Origin of the sequence: Edaphovirga cremea (genome assembly GCF_003332275.1) — a bacterium.
Taxonomy (GTDB): Bacteria; Pseudomonadota; Gammaproteobacteria; order Enterobacterales; family Enterobacteriaceae; genus Edaphovirga; species Edaphovirga cremea.
Window position 1 is genome coordinate 301,215 of record NZ_QOVA01000002.1, and the last position, 19,016, is coordinate 320,230.

At 48.1% G+C, this 19,016-nt stretch carries 14 protein-coding genes and 1 pseudogene; all 15 read left to right on the forward strand.

Annotated features, from left to right (window positions below; all coding sequences use genetic code 11):
• Nucleotides 1-141: 141 nt before the first annotated feature.
• Nucleotides 142-273 (forward strand): hypothetical protein, encoded by a 132-nt coding sequence (locus DRI82_RS24495; protein ID WP_281269753.1) that lies wholly within the window; start codon nt 142-144, stop codon nt 271-273.
• A 456-nt stretch (nt 274-729) separates the two neighbouring features.
• A complete protein-coding gene (locus tag DRI82_RS04300) occupies nt 730-5,631 on the forward strand; it encodes an NACHT domain-containing protein (protein ID WP_114192254.1) in 4,902 nt (1,633 codons plus the stop codon).
• A gap of 306 nt (nt 5,632-5,937) precedes the next feature.
• A complete protein-coding gene (locus DRI82_RS04310) occupies nt 5,938-7,380 on the forward strand; it encodes an IS1182 family transposase (protein ID WP_114192255.1) in 1,443 nt (480 codons plus the stop codon).
• Between the two features lie 2,116 nt (nt 7,381-9,496).
• Nucleotides 9,497-12,463: a DEAD/DEAH box helicase gene (locus DRI82_RS04325; protein WP_114192258.1), complete on the forward strand. Its 2,967-nt coding sequence runs from the start codon at nt 9,497-9,499 to the stop codon at nt 12,461-12,463.
• 356 nt (nt 12,464-12,819) lie between these two features.
• On the forward strand, nt 12,820-13,695 hold the full coding sequence (locus DRI82_RS04330) for a GTPase family protein (RefSeq protein ID WP_114192259.1): 876 nt from the start codon (nt 12,820-12,822) through the stop codon (nt 13,693-13,695).
• 212 nt (nt 13,696-13,907) lie between these two features.
• Nucleotides 13,908-14,609, forward strand: a complete 702-nt coding sequence (locus DRI82_RS04335; protein ID WP_114192260.1) for a WYL domain-containing protein — start codon at nt 13,908-13,910, stop codon at nt 14,607-14,609.
• Between the two features lie 5 nt (nt 14,610-14,614).
• The gene (locus DRI82_RS04340; RefSeq protein WP_114192261.1) at nt 14,615-15,262 is read left to right on the forward strand and encodes a hypothetical protein; all 648 of its coding nucleotides are present in this window, start codon (nt 14,615-14,617) and stop codon (nt 15,260-15,262) included.
• 124 nt (nt 15,263-15,386) lie between these two features.
• Nucleotides 15,387-15,533, forward strand: a pseudogene (locus DRI82_RS04345) (DUF4339 domain-containing protein); the annotation flags it as partial.
• Between the two features lie 101 nt (nt 15,534-15,634).
• Entirely contained in the window at nt 15,635-16,102 is a 468-nt protein-coding gene (locus tag DRI82_RS04350; protein WP_211317629.1) for a hypothetical protein, read from the forward strand.
• A 235-nt stretch (nt 16,103-16,337) separates the two neighbouring features.
• Nucleotides 16,338-16,784: an antirestriction protein gene (locus DRI82_RS04355; RefSeq protein ID WP_114192262.1), complete on the forward strand. Its 447-nt coding sequence runs from the start codon at nt 16,338-16,340 to the stop codon at nt 16,782-16,784.
• Nucleotides 16,785-16,803: 19 nt separating this feature from the next.
• Nucleotides 16,804-17,289: a RadC family protein gene (gene radC / locus DRI82_RS04360; protein WP_114192263.1), complete on the forward strand. Its 486-nt coding sequence runs from the start codon at nt 16,804-16,806 to the stop codon at nt 17,287-17,289.
• A 76-nt stretch (nt 17,290-17,365) separates the two neighbouring features.
• Nucleotides 17,366-17,743, forward strand: coding sequence for a hypothetical protein (locus DRI82_RS04365; RefSeq protein WP_114192264.1), 378 nt, complete (start codon nt 17,366-17,368; stop codon nt 17,741-17,743).
• A complete protein-coding gene (locus DRI82_RS04370; protein WP_245956773.1) occupies nt 17,740-18,060 on the forward strand; it encodes a DUF5983 family protein in 321 nt (106 codons plus the stop codon). Before DRI82_RS04365 ends, DRI82_RS04370 begins: the two co-directional genes overlap by 4 nt.
• 63 nt (nt 18,061-18,123) lie before the next feature.
• The gene (locus DRI82_RS04375; protein ID WP_114192266.1) at nt 18,124-18,606 is read left to right on the forward strand and encodes a hypothetical protein; all 483 of its coding nucleotides are present in this window, start codon (nt 18,124-18,126) and stop codon (nt 18,604-18,606) included.
• Nucleotides 18,607-18,618: 12 nt separating this feature from the next.
• Nucleotides 18,619-18,951, forward strand: coding sequence for a TA system toxin CbtA family protein (locus tag DRI82_RS04380; RefSeq protein WP_114192267.1), 333 nt, complete (start codon nt 18,619-18,621; stop codon nt 18,949-18,951).
• The last annotated feature ends 65 nt before the right edge of the window (nt 18,952-19,016 follow it).

The following is a 19,016-nucleotide window of genomic DNA, read 5'->3' on the forward strand; positions in this document are numbered from 1 at the left end:
AAAGTTTAATAGCTGACAATGTGACGAGTAGCTAGTTTCTGAACATAAAGCATTTGAGTTTATACCCAATGCCCCCATTACATATTTGGTACCACTACAGTATGTAAGTTCAAATCTATCTGAAGCTTCAAGGAGATTTTCATGAGTATTAAACCAGGCCCGAAACCGATTGCTAAAAAAACGGGAAAAGAAGATAAACGGCAACGTGTCACTCCGGAAAACAAGCCCAAACACCCCGATCTGAAAGAACATGACCACAAGAAAGGTGAATAACAACTCTCTGTGTTAAGTATCAGACATCGCAGGCATGTACATCATCCATGCCTACTTTCTTCCCTACCAGATAAACCTTCTACATACGCTTCTCGCTCATTGCGTTCCTTTGGCCCCTGCATCCATCGGTTGAACTCACAGCCAAGAGCAGACGTTGCGTACATCCTGCAATATTGCTCCTTGTTGATCAAGTCTAAGGAAAAATGCTAACTGCTTATTGCTATACAAAGGCACAAGATAAAAATTTATAGGAATCCAACTGCGTTGAACATTCTGCATAGATGTCCACCAGGTATTAGTAAATACAAGTTTGATTAAAAGACGCTGCATTTATTAGGCGGAATCCCGTCATGGCCTTCGACGGCAGTTAACCAATTCGTTATTATATAAATCCAACAGCATTGTCTGCCGGATGCTAAAAATCCCCAAACCGTTTAACAGGAAGAACTGGTGAACATGGAATTGGATGAAATAACAAACACAGCAGTGACTTCACCTGCGAATCACGTACCAGATTTTGTGGCCGTACATTCCGTTACAATGACGTTGCCCTTTGCTGAGCTGACTTGGGAAAACTTCGAAAAACTCTGCTATCGGTTAGCGGGGAAGCATGCGGATGTAGAGTCACATAGTTTGTATGGTAGAGCAGGCCAGGCTCAGCAGGGAATCGATATCTTTGCGAGGAAGCGCAATGGGCGATACAACACTTGGCAGGCAAAACGCTATAAAAAATATACACATAACGATCTTAATAGCGCCTGTTCGACATTTCTGTCAGGCGGTTGGGCGGGTAAAACGGACATCTTTTATATTGCCGTACAATGTTCTGTTGATGATGTAAGCCTTCAAGACGCCATTGAAAAACAGGCTGAGAACTTTCGTGCACAGAATATTGTGTTAAAAGTCTTGGGCGGACATGACTTATGCACCGATCTACGCGACCATCCGGATATTGTTCTGGAATTTTTTGGACGAGAATGCGCAAAACATTTTTTTGGCGATACTGTCAGTCAGGATCTTCTTAACAAGCTTGATGGTGGGGAAATCCAGAAAGTCAGATCGCAACTGTTGAGGGTTTACCAGGCTGGATTTGAGCTACTTGATAAAATCCCGGTCAATGCCCCAACGCCTTTTTCCGATCAGCCGATTGAACCCATTTCTCTACTCGAACGTTTCTCTGCTCCTGATGTTTTACTTAGAGAAAACATCAAGAATCATGCGCCCGAAAAAAAAACTACCGAAAAGAAGGTTCTTGCGCATGATCAACAGCCGATTGAAACGCATCCACAATCCCGGGGTGAAGAAAGCCGCCAGGCTGAACAATACCGACGAACCCCCATTCTGAACTGGTTAGCGCAATCTGATCAGATTGCTGTTATTGGTCATGCCGGCACAGGAAAGAGCACTGTGCTGCGCTGTCTAGCGCTTGATCTGCTCGGGGAGCAGAATCATTTCACGCACGTGGCAAAAAAATGGGGACGGCATCTTCCCCTATTCATCTCATTCGCAAAATGGGTACGTCTGACGGAAGCGAATGGCGGTGTCGTGAGCATTAAAGCGTTAATCCGGGAAACATGGCAGCAGCAGTTGACGGCAAATCTGGTCGCTTTGATCGATAAGGCGATTGATGAAAACCGTGTGGTACTTTTTGTGGATGGCCTTGACGAGTGGGCTAATGAGCAAGCTGCTCGTACCACGCTGCAGGCAATGCTGACAGTGGTCTCTGCACACAGCATTCCCGTTCTGGTCAGTGCCCGCCCTGGGGGGCTGACAACCATTGGGGGCATTCCGGATAATTGGGCCGTGGGAGTACTTGCGCCTTTATCGAAAAGGCAGCAAACACAAATTGCCACCATCTGGTTCTCAAGAAACGTAGATCAACATCGCGATCCGGTTCAAAGCGCAGAGTCCGTTCTCTGGCAGACAAACCGCTTTTTTGATGAGTTAAACAAGGGCCGTGGGCTGTCCACCCTAGGGGAAACACCACTACTGTTGTTGGGGCTTATTGCTCTTGCTATCCGTCAGTTGGTTCTGCCTATTAACAAAGTTCAAGCTCTGAGTCAGCTCACTGAACTTTTATTAGAACGCCACCCTCACAGTCGCGCAACCGCAGCGGGAGATGTCGTTCCGCGTTTTTCACCTGCGGCTTCAAATGATGTGCGACGGGAAGCACTAGCTGCACTCGCTTTTAAAATCCGCTCTGAGGGTGGCGATGCCGGGTATCCCATTCATCTGGCCCGAAAATGCATTCAAACGTTTCTAACAGATCCTGAGGGGTTCAGCTATACGCAACGAGAGGCAATTGAAGTTGCCAATGAAATCTTGGCTGTGAATTCAGAAACCATGGGGTTGCTGGTCGAAAAAGGACGCGCAGAAGTCGGATTTGTACACGCAAGCCTAGAAGAATATCTGGCATCGGTTCACATCCACGGATGGCCCATTGAACGGATTTTAGAGTTTGTCCAAGCCAATGCTAGCCACTTTCGCTGGAGAAGTGTTTTTGGCGATTTGATTGCCAGAAATAACCGGCGATCAGAGGCAGAGAAAATCGTCAGGGTTATTGACGAGCCTGAAAATGATGCTGTCGGTGCACTGCAGCGCCGTTTACTGCTTGCTAATGTCGTGTTTGGCGGTGCTGAGATCAACAAGCCAACCGCTATCAGGCTTGCTGAGCAAAGTTTCAATATCATTACTGGTTCGGGCTGGATAGGGGAAAGGAGTGCGCATCTTGCCGCCGTCTTTGAGGGGGTTTATAACACAACTCTCAGAGAAAAAGCCTCTACAGCTATCAGTTGTTGGGGCACCAAAAGCGCCGATTACCTGCATAATTTCTATCACACTTTAGCAGCATGGACACACTCAGATGAAACGCTGCATATCCTTCAGCACGGAATGAAGGACGAAAATGTCTACAATGCACGACCTGCTGCTCATGTTCTTGCTTCAAAATACGCCGGAGATACCGGGGTAGAGAAATGGTTGCTATCACTCTTTCGGGGTGATTCAGAATTAACGATAGTGGGGATAGCGTTAGAGGCTATAGTGCTTGGCTGGCCAGAAAATAGTGCATTACCGGCGCTGATTTATTCTGCAGAAACCTCAAAAGACCCACACCTACGGCTCAGTGCGATTTTTTGCAAAGTGAAACTATCCATACATGATAATCAAGACCTGGATACATTGTTGGATTTACTTGGCTGGTACAGCGGCATCAGTTATTACTACAAAGACTTGGCTGGACAATGTCTAGTATTGGGTTGGAAGGATAATGAGTCAGTCATTAATAAATGCCTTGACTCGTTAGATAACAAGCTGGATAGAGTCGAAAATATTGAAAAAAACATAGCGCAGCTATACTTGATAAACTGCAACGCGAAGAATACCAAAATCATAGCCTGGATTTTACGCGAACTGGAATCAGAACACCCCTTCCTGGCCTATTTCGGGCAGAACTGGGGATGGATGTTACGATTTACTAAGGCAAATACAGAGATCCGTGAAAAAGTCATTTCCACCATGCTGTCTGAGAGGATGGAGTACCAAGGATATGAGTTGAATCCTCTCTTTAATGAAATTGAAGATCCACAAATCACACAGCACCTGATAAATAAGGTAAAAACTGCGGAAGGATTTAGCATTTACTGGTTTTTAAGCCCCTTACTTCACAAGCGCAAGGCTGGCAACTGCGAAATTGATTCTCTTGTTAAAGAAATCCTGCAATGGCCAGATGAAAGAAAGCGGCATATTGTCAGTTTACTCCCCAAGATGCTGGACAGGGAAGAATGCATTGAAGCTTTGATTGGGATAACAAAGACTACGGATAGTGTCAGGACAGACCTGCTCACGTCTGCTTTTACGCAACTTGATGTTGGTTCAGATCCTGACATCACAGATTACCTCGTTACCCACTTTTTAACTAAGCCAGACGATTTGTACTCGGGCCTCAACAATTTGTTGTTGATCTGTCCGGATGAGCCAAGGTTAAAAGAATACGCGCTTGCAAAACTTGAAGATCGTAATCCGCCCCTTGCAATGATAGCCTCTACTTATCACAAACTGCCTGAAGTCCGTTTAAAAATAGCAAAACACGTATGGTCTCTTTCCGTTGCCATGCGCCATCAGGTAATAGACGCTGCAGCCAGTGAATTTGATAGAAATCAGACTGCAGAAAGAATACTCAGCCGATATGACGATGAGGTTGATAGCCAGTTAAAAATAGAAAGTGCAATAAAATACTATCAGGCATTATTACCCGCTAACGTGGAGCGTCAAACGATTATTGACCGTTTGATATCAGATGCTCAGGTCGCAGCACCGGATTTTGAACAGCGTCATGCAGCAGCTTTTGCAGGGCTCGTGACTTACGGTGCTGTAAAAGAGTTTGCTCGCCTCGAATGGAATAATAAACCATTAGAAGTTTCACTTGGGTCATACAGCAGTGAATCCAAAGTTCTTTTAAGATTAGTTGCTGAGCGCTGGGATGAAATTGATGCATGTTTCGACAAAACATTTAGGTCTCGAATTAGAGAAATAAATTCAGGAGATCGTTTCTGGTCTCTCATATCCCCATATATAGGTGGAAATGCGTCTTTACGAGAGGAGTTCATCGCTTACTGCGACGATTCATCTCATGTTCTGGATACCCAGACTTTACAGTCACTCGCAAGAGAATTTCCAAAAAGTGATTTGCTTCAGAGGCACTGCTTATCAGCGATTAGATCGTTAGGCAAAGTAAAAGCCAATGGCACATGGCCACAATACCAAAGCTACTTCGAAGCTTCCTATATATTACGTGACCAATTTCCGGACATGCCTGAGCTGACAGTTCAAATACTAAAAATACTGCAGGATACTGATTTTAGTCATGGTATTGCTGCTATGGCGATTTATGATCCTCATCACTCCAGCCTTGATAATCTTGTTGAAAAGATTTTTCAGGATGCAGAGTCTCAATCACAGTTTGTGACGCCTATCATTCTTGGCTCAGCAAGAGCTGACAGTCAGCAACTCGGTGTTATCGTCAAAAAAATGATAAACCGCCGTTATCATGATCAGTGGGATTTTCAGGACAGAATTAACCAAGCGCTTAAACTCAGGATGGGAAACGACACGCATTTTGTCACATTGATGGGGGAATGGCTGGCATCAACCCCAACTGAAAGTGAAATTTCGAGTTTTTCTCGTTATCTAGCGTCCGCAGGAAAACTTGACGAAGATACTCAGAAATTATGCCGACATTATCTCAATGAGAGATATGTCGCTTCCGGAATTCCGGCCCATGGTTACGATGCTCTCTCTGACCTCATAAGACCTGTCACACACTCCTTACTTGATGTGTTGGCAGGACCTGCACACTAAAAATATGGAATATGAGATGCCTAAAAAAGATAGGGTTTTGTTTCAATTAAGCTAAGTTAACCGACTAGTAATTTTTAAATCGCACTGTTCTGCGAATAGCAGATCAGTGCGATGTTAGGGGTGTATTCATTAGTTGGAAGAATAACTGCGAACTTCCGCTATTCGCTCAGGCTGTGTGAAAACACCTGATCACTTTTTGGTCTAAGCGATGGTTGCATATGATCAACCATTCTTTATAAACCCATGCAACATACTTACTTTTCTATTAAAATTATAAACATACAAGTGAATACTGTGGGTACCGACATGGCCAATCACATTCAAGGACATGGCAGGCATCAGGTGACATTGCTCCCTGATGCACTGGACGATTTTGTCACTGAAGATAACCCCGTCAGAGTGGTTGATATATTTGTAGATGGGTTACAGCTTGATTCTCTTGGTTTCAGAAGAGTTGATGCAAAACGAACCGGACGGCCCGGATATCACCCTGCCACCCTACTGAAGCTGTACATTTACGGATATCTCAACCGAATTCAGTCCTCCCGCAGACTGGAAAAAGAGGTCCATCGGAACGTTGAACTGATGTGGTTACTTGAACGATTAACGCCTGACTTTAAAACCATTGCAGATTTCAGAAAAGATAACGGTGAAGGTATCAGGAATGCCTGTCGGGCCTTTATTGGCCTGTGCCGGCAAATGCAAATGTTCACTGATGTCGTTGTTGCCATTGACGGCAGCAAATTCAAAGCAGTAAACAGCAAACCCAACAACTTCACATCCCAGAAAGCCAAAGACCATATTGAGCGCGTTGAGCAAAGTATTACTTTTTATTTAAACAAGCTGGATGAAGCCGACAAGAATACTGAGCCCGATGCAAACACAAAGTTAACAGCCACTAAACTGGCCTGGCTAAAAAAGCGTTTACGTGAGCTTCAGGAGATCCAACAAGCAATCGCACAACAGCCAGATAAACAACTTTCTTTAACCGACCCTGACTCCCGGTTGATGAAAACAAATAATATGAACCGGCAAGTTTGCTACAACGTTCAGACAGCTGTGGATACGAAGAACCATTTGATTGTTGCGCATGAAGTCACCAACACAACAGATAATGGGCAACTTGGTTCAGTAGCAACACTGGCTCAGAAAGCTGTTGGCCGGAAGGACATAACAGTACTTGCCGACAAAGGGTATTACAGTCGCAGCGATATTAAAACAGTTCTGGATAGCGGAGCCGTGGCGTTGGTGCCAAAGGGAGATACCTCTGGTGCTGAACGTAAGGGGCTCTATAACCGCTCAATGTTCAGATATAACAGGGAAAAAGATGTTTATGTATGCCCAATGGGCAATGAGCTTCAGAATCGATTTACCTCAATAGAGGACGGACTGGAGCAACAGTTGTACTTTAACAATATTGCCTGTCGCGATTGCAGCCAGCGTTCTAGGTGCACGACATCAAAACGCGATCCAAGGCGTATACGGCGCTGGGTTCATGAAGCTGAAATGGAAGAAATGCATGCCCGGCTTGAGGCATTTCCTCAAGCGGTAGTCATGCGAAAGCAAACGGTAGAACATCCGTTTGGGACAATTAAAATGTGGATGGGTGCAACACACTTCCTGATGCGGAAATTTAAAAATGTCAGTACAGAAATCAGCCTTCATATATTGGCTTATAACCTGAAAAGGATGCTATCAATATGGGGTACTGAAGGATTGATAATTCAACTGCAGGAACAATACGGCTAACGGTTCCAGCCGTTTTACCCTCCAGTAACAACAAATATCAGGTTCTTCCCCGCTTTAAAAACTCCTGAGTCACCCGAAAAAAAACACAGATTACTTCGTCAACTTAAACGACTTTATTAAAACACAGATGAGAAATATTGTTTGGTTACTTGAAGCTATGAGTTTTCACACAGCCTGCGCTCAGAGCAGACCTGTAGCTCAGTTACCTGGTCCGCTTCGTGCCAGGAGCGGACATGACAAATATTGCTACATGTTAAATCACAGATAGCAGGTTAAGTACAATAGGAACAGTAAAAATTGGCGCAGTTATATCGATATAGTTTACAGTTACCAACTTTGGCAATTGACCCTCAGTCAGGAAAGAGCAATGGCACGAAGAACTGAGCTTAAAGGAATAGCAAACTCTCTTAATGGAAGCTTTGTCAGTCGAAATAACGATTTCGGCGGATACTGGTCTATTGGACTGTTAAAGCTATTCGCTATAGAAAGAGGGCTAACCTCAGTGGGATTTTCATTTCCCATGCATAAGCCAAACGCCAGCTTTGCCTTAATGAATTATATAGCACGATGCTACATGTGTATGTTTGCAGACCTTCTGAGGAAACAGCAACTTCCAGACTCTTGGGTTAGAGAAGTGAGTATTACGATCGACTTTGACACTATTGCTGAAGATGCCCAATTGCCTGGCTGCCCAGCATTAGGTGAGCCTTTCAAATGCGTTTGTCAGATAATTGATGATAATGGCCGCTTCTATTCTTCAATCATTTATGGTCGGTGTCTACCTCACTCTACTGTGAGAGAATTACGATCGACCCGTTGAACTATCCCCATAGATTACCAGACACTTTAACCTACTCACTAAAGCAGTGTTGCTGCGGAAATAATGTATAATCCTCTCAAAAAATAGGAGGTGAAGATGTATACCATAAATGGATTATTGTTCCTCATAGTGCTTATACCACTGACATCGTTTGCAGCAAAAGAGGATTTCGATTTTTCGATTGGAGGGAAAAGTAACTCCTTCGATTCCACGTGCATAGAGTCCATTCAGTATGTCGAAAAGGATGAGGTGTACACGGAGAATTTAATCATGAGATTCACTGGTGAATGCGGGAAAAGAGTATCGGCTATCACCCGACAGAACATCGGAAAGCAGATGACCATTTCCTACGGCGCTAATAAACTTACTTCTGCGCTGATTGTCTCACGCTTGGGGATAAGCATTAGGATCTCGACAAACGACATACCAAGGGTGTTGCTGATGCAAATTCTTAATGATTACGGAGCATCTCGTGAGTGACAGGAACATCGCATCCAAGGGACGACTGGTCATACAGAACCTCACTTTTGGCACCTTTCTCCACTACCCAGATATTCGCCATTGAGTGCTAAATGTTACACGGTGGTTTAGTTAAGTTGAACGCTCATGACTGCCTTTCGACCTAACTGTGAACGATATGAGTTTCCTTTAAAGTCAACTTCATCGCCAGTAAGTCTCTCAATAACCTCAATTGCGTCTGGGTCACCATGCCAGGCCATGCAATTTAAACAATCGCCTCTACAATCAAGATTGAGAGTTTCTGCTATTTTGCTCATTGGCTGACCGCAGGTCAGGCAGTTGTTAGTTTCTACTGGTAGGACATCCTGTTTTTCAAATCAAATTGCTCAGTGTTACCTAACATACCACAATGTAAGGCCGCTCCGCTCGAAGCCGTCATAGGGCAGCTATGAGCGCAGGCTGTGTGAAAACGTTTTTGATCGCATAAGTTGCCAAAAAAAGAGCTGAAAACCGCGTCCCTACGTAAAATTTGACTCTACTAACCAGTCGTTCAACTTCAGATTTTGCGCAGCATTATGCACTTCAGTTTTTAGTCAGAGTTTTCACACAGCCTGAGCGAGGAGCAGACGCTCAGCGGATTTTCTAGGTTCTCTGACTCAGACCTAGCCCTGCAGACAACTTTGTATACAAAACTGTCGAATGCCAGGAAGTGGTACAATGCCATGCTATGCGTTAATGTAAGGTGTAGTAGGTCGCGAAACTGCATACGGCAACGCTTCCGAACCTCTAGTAAAAAGCAGTTTTTACGTTAGAAATTAGTCAGTCAGCGAGGGGAAGATGCCTAATTTTTTCAGGGATTCGAATGGTGCTCTGAATCTAGCCGCGCAAAAGTTAGTGCCCAACCAAGGCTTTCGTGCGGGTCAACTCGGTGCCCTGCATGCTGCAATGGCGCATTACTCGGTCTATGCCGATCCGGCGATAATCTGCCTTCCTACTGGGTATGGTAAGACATCTGTAATGATGGCACTGCCGTTTCTGGTTCAGTCAAAACGAGTGCTCGTTGTTGAGCCGTCTAATGCGCTACGCAAGCAGGTATCATCGCACTTTGCGGAGCTTTCTACCCTAAAGCGTATTGGTGCTATTCCGGCGGATCTTGCTAACCCATCGGTGCTCCGACATGAAGGGAGACCTCAATCGGAGGAAGATTGGCAGTTCTTAGAGAGCCACGATGTTGTGGTTTCGACGCCAAGTAGTTCATCACCAGCGGTTGCACTTGGCGCCTCGCCAGACTTGTTCGATTTGATCGTATTTGATGAAGCCCATCACGCTCCTGCGAATACATGGGCTGCGTACTTAGAGCACTACACGAAAGCTCGGTTCGTATTTCTGACCGCAACGCCCTTTCGCCGCGATGGCCAAGTAATTCCAGGGAAGTTGGTCTACCGCTACCCGGTAATGAAGGCCGTAGATGAAGGGGCGTTTCATCCCGTCGCTTTCCGAGCTGCGCCTATTCAAAACACGGTTGATGATCATCACATTGACCAGGTTATTGCAGAGACGGCTGTAAAACAACTGCATCAGGACTTAGCTGCAGGGCATGATCATCGCCTCTTTGTGAGGGCAGCAACGATCAATGCAGCCAGGGCTTTGGTTCCAATCTATCAAGCGCTTGGGGTCAACGTTGAAGCGGTGGATAGTAAGATCACGAAGCGTACCCAGGATCGCTGCGAGCAGCGTTTGGTCAGTGGGGAGCTGCAGGGGATCGTGTGTGTGGATATGTTCGGGGAGGGGTACGACTTTCCGAAACTGAAGGTGGCCGCATTACACACTCCACATCGTTCATTGGTACCGACAATTCAGTTCATTGGGCGTTTCGCAAGGGTGGATAAGGCAACCGGCCAGGCGACATTGATTGCGCCGCTCCCAAGAGTTCTGGAGGCGCCTAGCGCTCTTCTGAAGGAGGGGGTAGATCTTGCGAGTATGATAGATGCTGCAGCTCAAGCAGAGATGGCAGGCGATGCTGCTGAGTTAGAAATGGTTGAGCGGCTCAGACTGCGGCGAGTTGCTGAGTCAAACTACGATGCAGTGTCCCCTTTAGCAATTGAGCTCTATGCGCACGTCTGCGTGTTCCGTTGCTCCACACCTCCAATCTTCACTCAGATAAAAGAAACCCTGGGGCGTGACCTGCGTGTAGTGAAGCAATGGGCGTCAGATGATGGAGCCCTGACGCTAATCCTGACCTCCGACGAAAATCCACCAAATTTCGCCACATCCGATGTGCTTGTGAACATTCGGCATGATGCTTTTCTGCTCTTATACTTTGCGGACTCCCAACTTTGCTATATCGGCTCTACCCGAAGAACAGAAAAGATCTACTTGGGACTGATGGACATGGTTTGCCCTCAGAGTTATCGGTCATTGAGCTACGAGGAAACCAGCCGCGCGAGAGCAGGTTTGGAGAGTGTCAGATTCTTCAATGTCGGACTAAAAAATACGACATTCAACTCACAAAGCGAAACATATCGAACGTTAACAGGGCCGGCAGCGGAACGTGCGGTAACGGCTGGTGATAGCCGGGCATACGCTCAAGGGCACTTCTTTGGAAGCGGATCGAGCGGCGGAGAAAAAGAGACCATCGGAGCTAGCAGTAGCTCGCGTATTTGGAGTAATCAGCGCCTCTCTATAGCAGAATTTTACCAGTGGGTCGCTCGATTAGATGGTCGACTCGCTGGCAATGCTCCCTTCTCTGAAACACGCCTCGATGTTATTCGATCGGCTACGACGTTGCAGAGGCTACCAGACCTAGTGATTGCAGGGACCTGGCCCAGAGCAGGATTCAAGACAAATCCGAGGATTAGGATTCGTCGCCCTGAGGATCAACGCCCGCTCTATAGCCGCCTCACTGAATGGGACCTGGCAGACTTTGACTGCAGACCTTCAGAAGCCCAATTGCTCTTCAGCATTCACTCAGAGGAAGCGAGTGCCAATATGCGATTTTCGCCTCAGGGGCGAATGGTGGCATTGCTCGATCAGAATGCGGTTTTGGAGATCGAATCAGCTAGCGATCTATGGATGCCGTTAGCTGACTGGTTGAGTGAACACCCGCCGATGTTCTATGCCTCCGATAAATCTACCTTTGAAGGGCTGAATTTAATGCTTGCGCCGCAGTTACAGGCAGTTTCGCTCACAAAAGACGATACGCAGATCATTGGTTGGGACGAATGCGAAATCAGGGTCGAGTTTGTCATCGACAACGACACTGCAAAAGTACGGGAACAGCGCGCAAAGCTACAGGGTAAAAGGACTGTACAGGAACACCTCGAACAGTACCTGCTTGGCCTCCCTAACGTAGTCGCATTGTTTTACGACCACCGTTCTGGGGAGGCAGCCGACTACATTGCGGTGACCGTGGAGGCCAATGGCGACGTGGACATCGCGTTATACCACTGTAAAGGAGCTGGTGGCGCTCCCAGCGGAGGGCGAGTGGATGATGTGTACGAAGTCGCTGGCCAGCTAGTGAAGTCCGTTTTCTATTGCGATGTATCTGTACTCCTTGCGCATATGGCGGATCGAATGAGTCAACGTTTTAAGTCACCCTCTAGGTTTGTCGTGGGTGATCTGCAGACACTCAAGGATAGACTTGACGCCACTCGTGCAACTCAACTTGGTTTCACTGTAGTGGGAGTGCAGCCAGGGATAAGCAATGCTGAAATCGATGCTCATCTCGCAGATCTAATGTCATTCGGAATCTCTTACGCCATGCAAGGTGGTGCAACAAGAGCCTATTGGTTAGTGAGTAAGTAGTTATCTTCGTCAAAGCGGAAAAGGGGACAGATTATTTTTTGGCTTAACGTCCGCTCCTGGCACAGGCTGTGTGAAAACTCTGACTAAAAACTGAAGTGCATAATGCTGCGCAAAATCTGAAGTTGAACGACTGGTTAGTAGAGTCAAATTTTACGTAGGGACGCGGTTTTCAGCTCTTTTTTTGGCAACTTATGCGATCAAAAACGTTTTCACACAGCCTGGGCACATAGCGGAAGTCCGTACTACACGAAATAATCATGCTGATCAAAATAATTTCAGATAGATATTATCTCAGTGAATCCCCCGCATCCTGACAGGATAGCGGGGATTTTTGTTTTTCACACTGAGATCTCCATATGCAAAAAACTGAAGGCCTCAAGGCCATTGAGAAGCCACTCGCCTCTCTGCCCCACACCATCCGCAACCATATTCTTGAACGTCTTCGCAGTCTTACACAATACGAGCCGGTAATCGGCATTATGGGTAAAACTGGTGCTGGTAAAAGTAGTCTCTGCAATGCCCTTTTCCAGGGGGAGGTTACGCCGGTCAGTGATGTTGAGGCTTGCACTCGTGATGCGCTGCGTTTCCGACTGCAATGCAGCAATCACAGCATCATGCTGGTTGATTTGCCTGGGGTTGGCGAAAGTGAACAACGGGACAGCGAATATGAATCTCTGTACCGCCGTATTCTCCCTGAGCTGGATTTAATCCTGTGGGTTATCAAAGCCGATGATCGTGCTTTCTCCATCGATGAACGTTTCTACCGGCGTGTGATGACTGACTACCAACAGCGGGTACTGTTTGTCGTTAACCAGGCTGACAAAATCGAACCCAGCCATGAATGGTATGTCACCGGCAATGCGCCATCACAGCACCAGTTGGTGAATATTGAGGCCAAGCTGGACTCCATTCGCCAACTGTTTTCACCGAACCATCCGGTGTGCGCCGTTTCAACAAGGACAGAATGGAATCTACCGTCAATGGTCGAAACCATGATGCGTTGCCTGCCTGACCGTGCCACCAGCCCTCTGGCGACGCAATTGCACGGGAGGTTATGCAGTGAACCGGTAAAAAAGCAGGCGCGTGAGGGCTTTGGCGATGCGGTGGGAGAGGTGTTTGATTCTGCTGAAGCGGCATCATTTATTCCCGCGCCACTAAAAGCGGTCATTCGTACCGTCCGCGAGGCCGTGGTATCCGTTGCCCGTGCCGTTTGGGACTGGATTTTCTTCTGAGCTGGGGCACCTGCCGTTATCTTCGGGACATACCCTGTCCGTTATGACGTTTTATAAGCTATCGAATTTGGTATGTTTTCTCTCTAAGCCCCGTCACAGTTGATTTCGGCAACAGTAAAAAATACGTCTTCTTGTGTCCATTCCCTGTCCCTGCCCCTCGTTAAAATAACTGTTTTATTTTCAGCTAATTATCTCACTGGAGAACCTGTCTCATGACTCAGGCTGAACGCCGTCATGACCGGCTTGCCGTCAGGCTGTCGTTAATTATCAGCCGTCTGGTGGCGGGCGAAACGCTGGATTTGCGAACGTTGGCAACCGAATTTGGTGTGTCGGTCCGCACCTTGCGCCGGGACTTTCGGGAACGCCTGATATATCTGGATCTAGAGTATCGCAAGGGTCAGTGTCGCTTGCTGTCCGGCGGCCGCCAGAGAGAGCTGGCTGTGATGACATTTGCCCGCCAGTCGGGCGTTGAAGCACTGTTTCCTAGTATGGATAACCATCTGGTCGCTTCACTGTTGAGCGGTCCTGGTGAGTCTCCCTGCCTTATCTGGCAGGGAGTGGCCCAAGTGTCATCCCCAGACTTGGTCGTGTTCACGCGACTGGTGAGCGCGGTATCGGAACACCGGAAGGTGACGCTACTGGGAAGCGGTTGTCGCTGCACAGACCTTGCTCCCTATCGCTTGGTTCTGCGTGAGGGAGAATGGTATCTGACGGGTGAGCATCAGGCCCGGATTGCCGTTTTTCCTCTGACCGATATTCGGGCGGTCACGCTCCACAACGGCAGCTTCGCTCCAGATATAGCGATGCGTGACATCCTCTCTCACCCGGATTTTCTTCAGGCTTTACCCCACTTTCGCTTTTTCCATTCATTGCTTGTCGCAACTGACGACGGGCTTATACCTCAGAAGGAATAATCACGATGAAATTGCTTACCACTACAGTGCTGGCCGCTAGTTTTTGCCTTGGTGCTGTTTTTCCGGCTGACGCTGGAAACACCGTCGGCACAGTCAAAGCCTGGCAATACATGCAGGCTGATGGTTGGAAATCCGCCGATGGCATGGATGACAATAAGCTGCATAACATGCTCTATCAAGCCAGCGTGATTGATAACTACCCGTGGACGAAACAGTTTCTGCTACGTGTCCGTGGCGGCGGTGCCATTTTCCTGGCCGACAAGAAAACCCACACCATTCGCCAACTAAAACTGAATCCTGTCGGTGAAACCTACAACGATATTGAAACGGTTTATCAGGGAGAAGATAAAGGTGAAGGGTGCTATTTTGCCATTATTGATAGCCAGTCCTCTGTACGGGATAAGGCTATTGATGACCTTATTTACCCCACATGGCCAGCAGTTCACGATACTGATGATGTTCTTAAGGCTAAAATTGCAAACGTCAGACAGCAAATAGCCGCGAAAGTCGTCATGGTCATGCCGGATAACTGTGTGAATAAACAGCAACAGGCCTCCCTGGCCGCTAAACGCTCAGAAAAGGACCGAAAGCTCCAGGAGTGGGTGGCACAGCAAAGCCTCGCTGAATTGTGTCGTCGGACGGGCAACTGCTGAGACAGTACCCGAAAGAAGAGTAAATATACCAGTAACGTCTTCGGACCGGGCTTCAGATAGCTATCCCACTGAGTAATTTCTCCGGGCGACACCGGGGTTTCACAGATAAGGAAAATCATGTTTTCGCAAAGCCGGGGTGGATACTGCGGCTTTTGGCAAGCTGGCCTGGCTGGTCCCATTTTATCTGTGGCGGCGGGCTAAAACGCTTGGGCAGAAACCCACGTATTTCTGGGTCTGGTTGGTGATGTTGGTACTGATCATTCTGACCTGATGTTAATTAACGTCTGAAAAGAATATATCAGAGGATACATGGATTTATTACAAATAATGCAGATTGCAAAAAATTCAATTTACTGATTTAAGGACAGAATTATGCGTCTACCTCACGCAGTGTTGATGGTGTCAACTCTGGTGTCAGCAACAACCGCTCAGGCCATACCGAATATGTGGACCAGTGGCTTCGGTCAGGGCGTAACAGAATACCTGATTACGAGTCCGGAAAATGTCGTTTTTAACCTTAACTGCACCATGAACCCGGATGAGCAGAATATCTTGCAACACCGCGTGCTCATTGACCTGCCTGACAGCACTGGCGCAGATTCACGCGATGACAAAACAGCAATAACGGTTGTGACCGATGATCAGCAGTTCCCTTTACCCTCCTCGCTGGGCTGGCGAAATGGGGATAATGCCTGGATCCAGTTTATTGACGCACTGGAGCATGCCGCAACGTTCGATGTTTATGTTAATGACAAAAAAGTCGGAAGCTTCAGCCCCGGCCTTAAAAATACGAAAAAAGTGCTGGATGACCTTAGCGATTGCAGGAATACCGCTGGTTAACTTTCTTCATCAGCAGCCAATCGATCATCTTACGGGCCATGCCTCCTTCGGGAAGCATGGCCTTTCGTTTTTAATCTCCGAATAAGGACTTTGTAGTGTTACGCCAGCCAGACCTCGCGTGAGCCGTCACCATAAGCGCTCACTGACTTTTATTACCTCCCTCCAACGTACAGGCCCCTCGGTTTTTCCGGTGGGGCCTGTTTTGTTATTTATTTCATTCAGAAGGATATTTTTCATGAATACACATTCTACCCCACCTACTGCCGCCTCTCAGACAAACACACTGACCGCCACTGTGGTGCCAGACCACCAGCGCCCCCGCTTCTGGCCGCAGCACTTCGGCAACATACCGCAATGGCTCATTCTGGAGCCTCACGTCTTTGGCTGGCTGGATCGCCTGTGTGCGGATTACCACGGTGGGCTGTGGGACTTCTACACGCTCAGTAACGGCGGGGCCTTTATGGCTCCAGAAGGCGATGAGCGGTGGTCACTGTTTAACGGTATGAATGGTAACGGTGCCGAGATGAGTGCTGAGGCCGCAGGGATCACCGCCTGCCTGATGGCCTTCAGCCACCACGCTTGCCGCACTGAGAGCGAAGCGATGACCGACCATTTCTACCGCCTGCGGGAATACGCACTGCATCACCCCGACAGCCGTGCCATTTTCTCCCTGATTGACTGAGCAACAAGGACCTCTCACCATGAAAATCACGTTATCCCCCACGGTGGCTGAAATGTCACCCGGCGAACAACGTACCATCCGACGCGCCCTGAACCTGCTGGCAAAACAGTTGCGGGAGCCCGGAGTGGCGTTTACCTCCACCAGCGTGACCCGCGACTGGTTGCGCCTGCATCTGACCGGGCTGGAACGTGAAATATTCGTCGTGCTGTGGCTCGACAATCAAAACCGTCTGCTGGCTCAGGAGACGTTGTTTACCGGCACCATCAACAGTACCACCGTTCACCCTCGTGAGTTGGTGAAGTCTGCCATGAAGCACAATGCAGCAAGTGTCGTACTGGCACACAATCATCCGTCCCAGTTGGCCGAACCCAGTCAAGCCGATCGGCAGATCACCGACAGGATAAAGGCGGCCCTGGAATTGGTGGATGTGAGAGTACTGGATCATCTGGTTGTAGGGGGGCTGGATATCGTGTCATTTGCCGAACGTGGCTGGTTACCTGGCTGATAGCCACTTTCTTCCATTCTATTTATCAACCTTGCGCTGATGTCGTGCGTCTCCCTCTTTATAAGGAACATTCTCTATGGGCTGGCTATTTTCACACCGCTCTCGCCGTGAACTGATCGCAGCACTGATCCAAACCGACGACACTGTACACTATCAACACGTTACGCTGGCACATGCCCTGCGGGGTAATGTCCTGTGGTCGGTAGTCCAGAGTACACCGAAGGATCCGGCAAAAGTCGCCAGAACGGTCATTCACTGCACCTTGATGCAGGGTTCAGGTGGCAGTTGGGGTTATAAGGCTATGGATGAATCTGTACACCCTTACTATTATTCCTGCCCAAAAGGCTATTTGACGATGGCCCCAGAGGTCTGCTCGGAATGGCGTGAAAAGGTATTGGCGCATCATCAACATCGCTACCTGCAACGCGGTTTAATAAAGGAGGGGGACCGGTGACAGCAATAATGCCTCTATTACGTTTTGGTCTGCAATGCAGTTCGGCCCATATCAGCGAGGACGACAATACGGTGCTGTACCGGATCTCCCACTGTCAGGATGAATTCAGCGACGGCGAATGGATCTCGTTTTCGGGCACGGGCTATCTGCTGCGATTAGATGCGTGGACCCACCCGGTGTTGCAACTCAAACGGCTGGGACTCTCCAAAACCTGCCGCCGTCTGGTCACCACGCTGATGAAACGCCATCAACTGACTTACCTGCATATTGATGCGCTGGGTGATGTGTTGCCCGATTTTACCACGTTCGACTGGTAATACTCCTCCATACCCAACGTTCCACTCTCGCGTTATTCATTTATTTTCAAAGGACACTTTCTCATGAACACGAGCACATTGCCCGTGCCTGGTGTATTCCATTTTCTCCAGCACAACACGGTCTCATCACACGACTGGCTGAGGATATGCCAAGCCATCACCACCGCCTACCAGCAACTGTGTCAACACCCGGACACTTTGGGTTTAGCCACCGTGCCGGTTATCTGTGAATACACCGGTAACCACCTGTACCGGTTCGACGATAGCCTGATGGGATTGGGACTGATCGGTTTTAACGGTGAGCGGATTAGTCATCTGGCGGGTGATCCGTTCATCCTCTACCAGCGTCAGACACCTCATGCCCTGATCCGCTGCGATACACGAGGCTATCCCTATCAGTGGCTGGTCATAGCTGCACTGTTGCTGGCGAATACCTATAGCCCCAATACCTGGACGATCGAATCTGACGTACCACTAAAGCACTGGCGCAAGGTAGCTCACTGGCTGACCCACCATTGCCAGTTACCGGTTTCCCCACTTTGTTGAGGTCAATTCACCATGAAGTTCACCAACACAATATCCTGCTCCCCTAACGCCAATCAGGCACGAACTGAATACCAGCAATTGCTCGCTTGGCTGCTGGCTCACTGTTATGGCCTGGAACTTAACGATACGCCCTATCACGACAATCAGGCTATTGCCCAACAGATTGAGCATGGCGTCACGGTACGTGAAACCGTCAATGAACTGGTGGAGAAATTTGACCTGGTACGCATTAATCGCCCCGGTTTCAGCCTGCTGGCACAAGACCCGACGCTGAGTTGCGGGGATATGTTACGCGCCCGTAGTGCGCTGGGCCTGCGTAGTCCCGTCATTGGCCGCCTTGCCTGACATCGCCTCTCGCTGAATCACCAACATGCCAGCTTTGCCACTGGCATTGTACATTTTAAGGAAAA

Coding starts and splice junctions, on each gene's coding strand:
- DRI82_RS04330 (WP_114192259.1), top strand. CDS start 12,820: ATGCAAAAAACTGAAGGCCTCAAGGCCATTGAGAAGCCACTCGCCTCT.
- radC (WP_114192263.1), top strand. CDS start 16,804: ATGAAAATCACGTTATCCCCCACGGTGGCTGAAATGTCACCCGGCGAA.
- DRI82_RS04355 (WP_114192262.1), top strand. CDS start 16,338: ATGAATACACATTCTACCCCACCTACTGCCGCCTCTCAGACAAACACA.
- DRI82_RS04380 (WP_114192267.1), top strand. CDS start 18,619: ATGAAGTTCACCAACACAATATCCTGCTCCCCTAACGCCAATCAGGCA.
- DRI82_RS04350 (WP_211317629.1), top strand. CDS start 15,635: ATGCGTCTACCTCACGCAGTGTTGATGGTGTCAACTCTGGTGTCAGCA.
- DRI82_RS04300 (WP_114192254.1), top strand. CDS start 730: ATGGAATTGGATGAAATAACAAACACAGCAGTGACTTCACCTGCGAAT.
- DRI82_RS04310 (WP_114192255.1), top strand. CDS start 5,938: ATGGCCAATCACATTCAAGGACATGGCAGGCATCAGGTGACATTGCTC.
- DRI82_RS04365 (WP_114192264.1), top strand. CDS start 17,366: ATGGGCTGGCTATTTTCACACCGCTCTCGCCGTGAACTGATCGCAGCA.
- DRI82_RS04335 (WP_114192260.1), top strand. CDS start 13,908: ATGACTCAGGCTGAACGCCGTCATGACCGGCTTGCCGTCAGGCTGTCG.
- DRI82_RS04325 (WP_114192258.1), top strand. CDS start 9,497: ATGCCTAATTTTTTCAGGGATTCGAATGGTGCTCTGAATCTAGCCGCG.
- DRI82_RS24495 (WP_281269753.1), top strand. CDS start 142: ATGAGTATTAAACCAGGCCCGAAACCGATTGCTAAAAAAACGGGAAAA.
- DRI82_RS04375 (WP_114192266.1), top strand. CDS start 18,124: ATGAACACGAGCACATTGCCCGTGCCTGGTGTATTCCATTTTCTCCAG.
- DRI82_RS04340 (WP_114192261.1), top strand. CDS start 14,615: ATGAAATTGCTTACCACTACAGTGCTGGCCGCTAGTTTTTGCCTTGGT.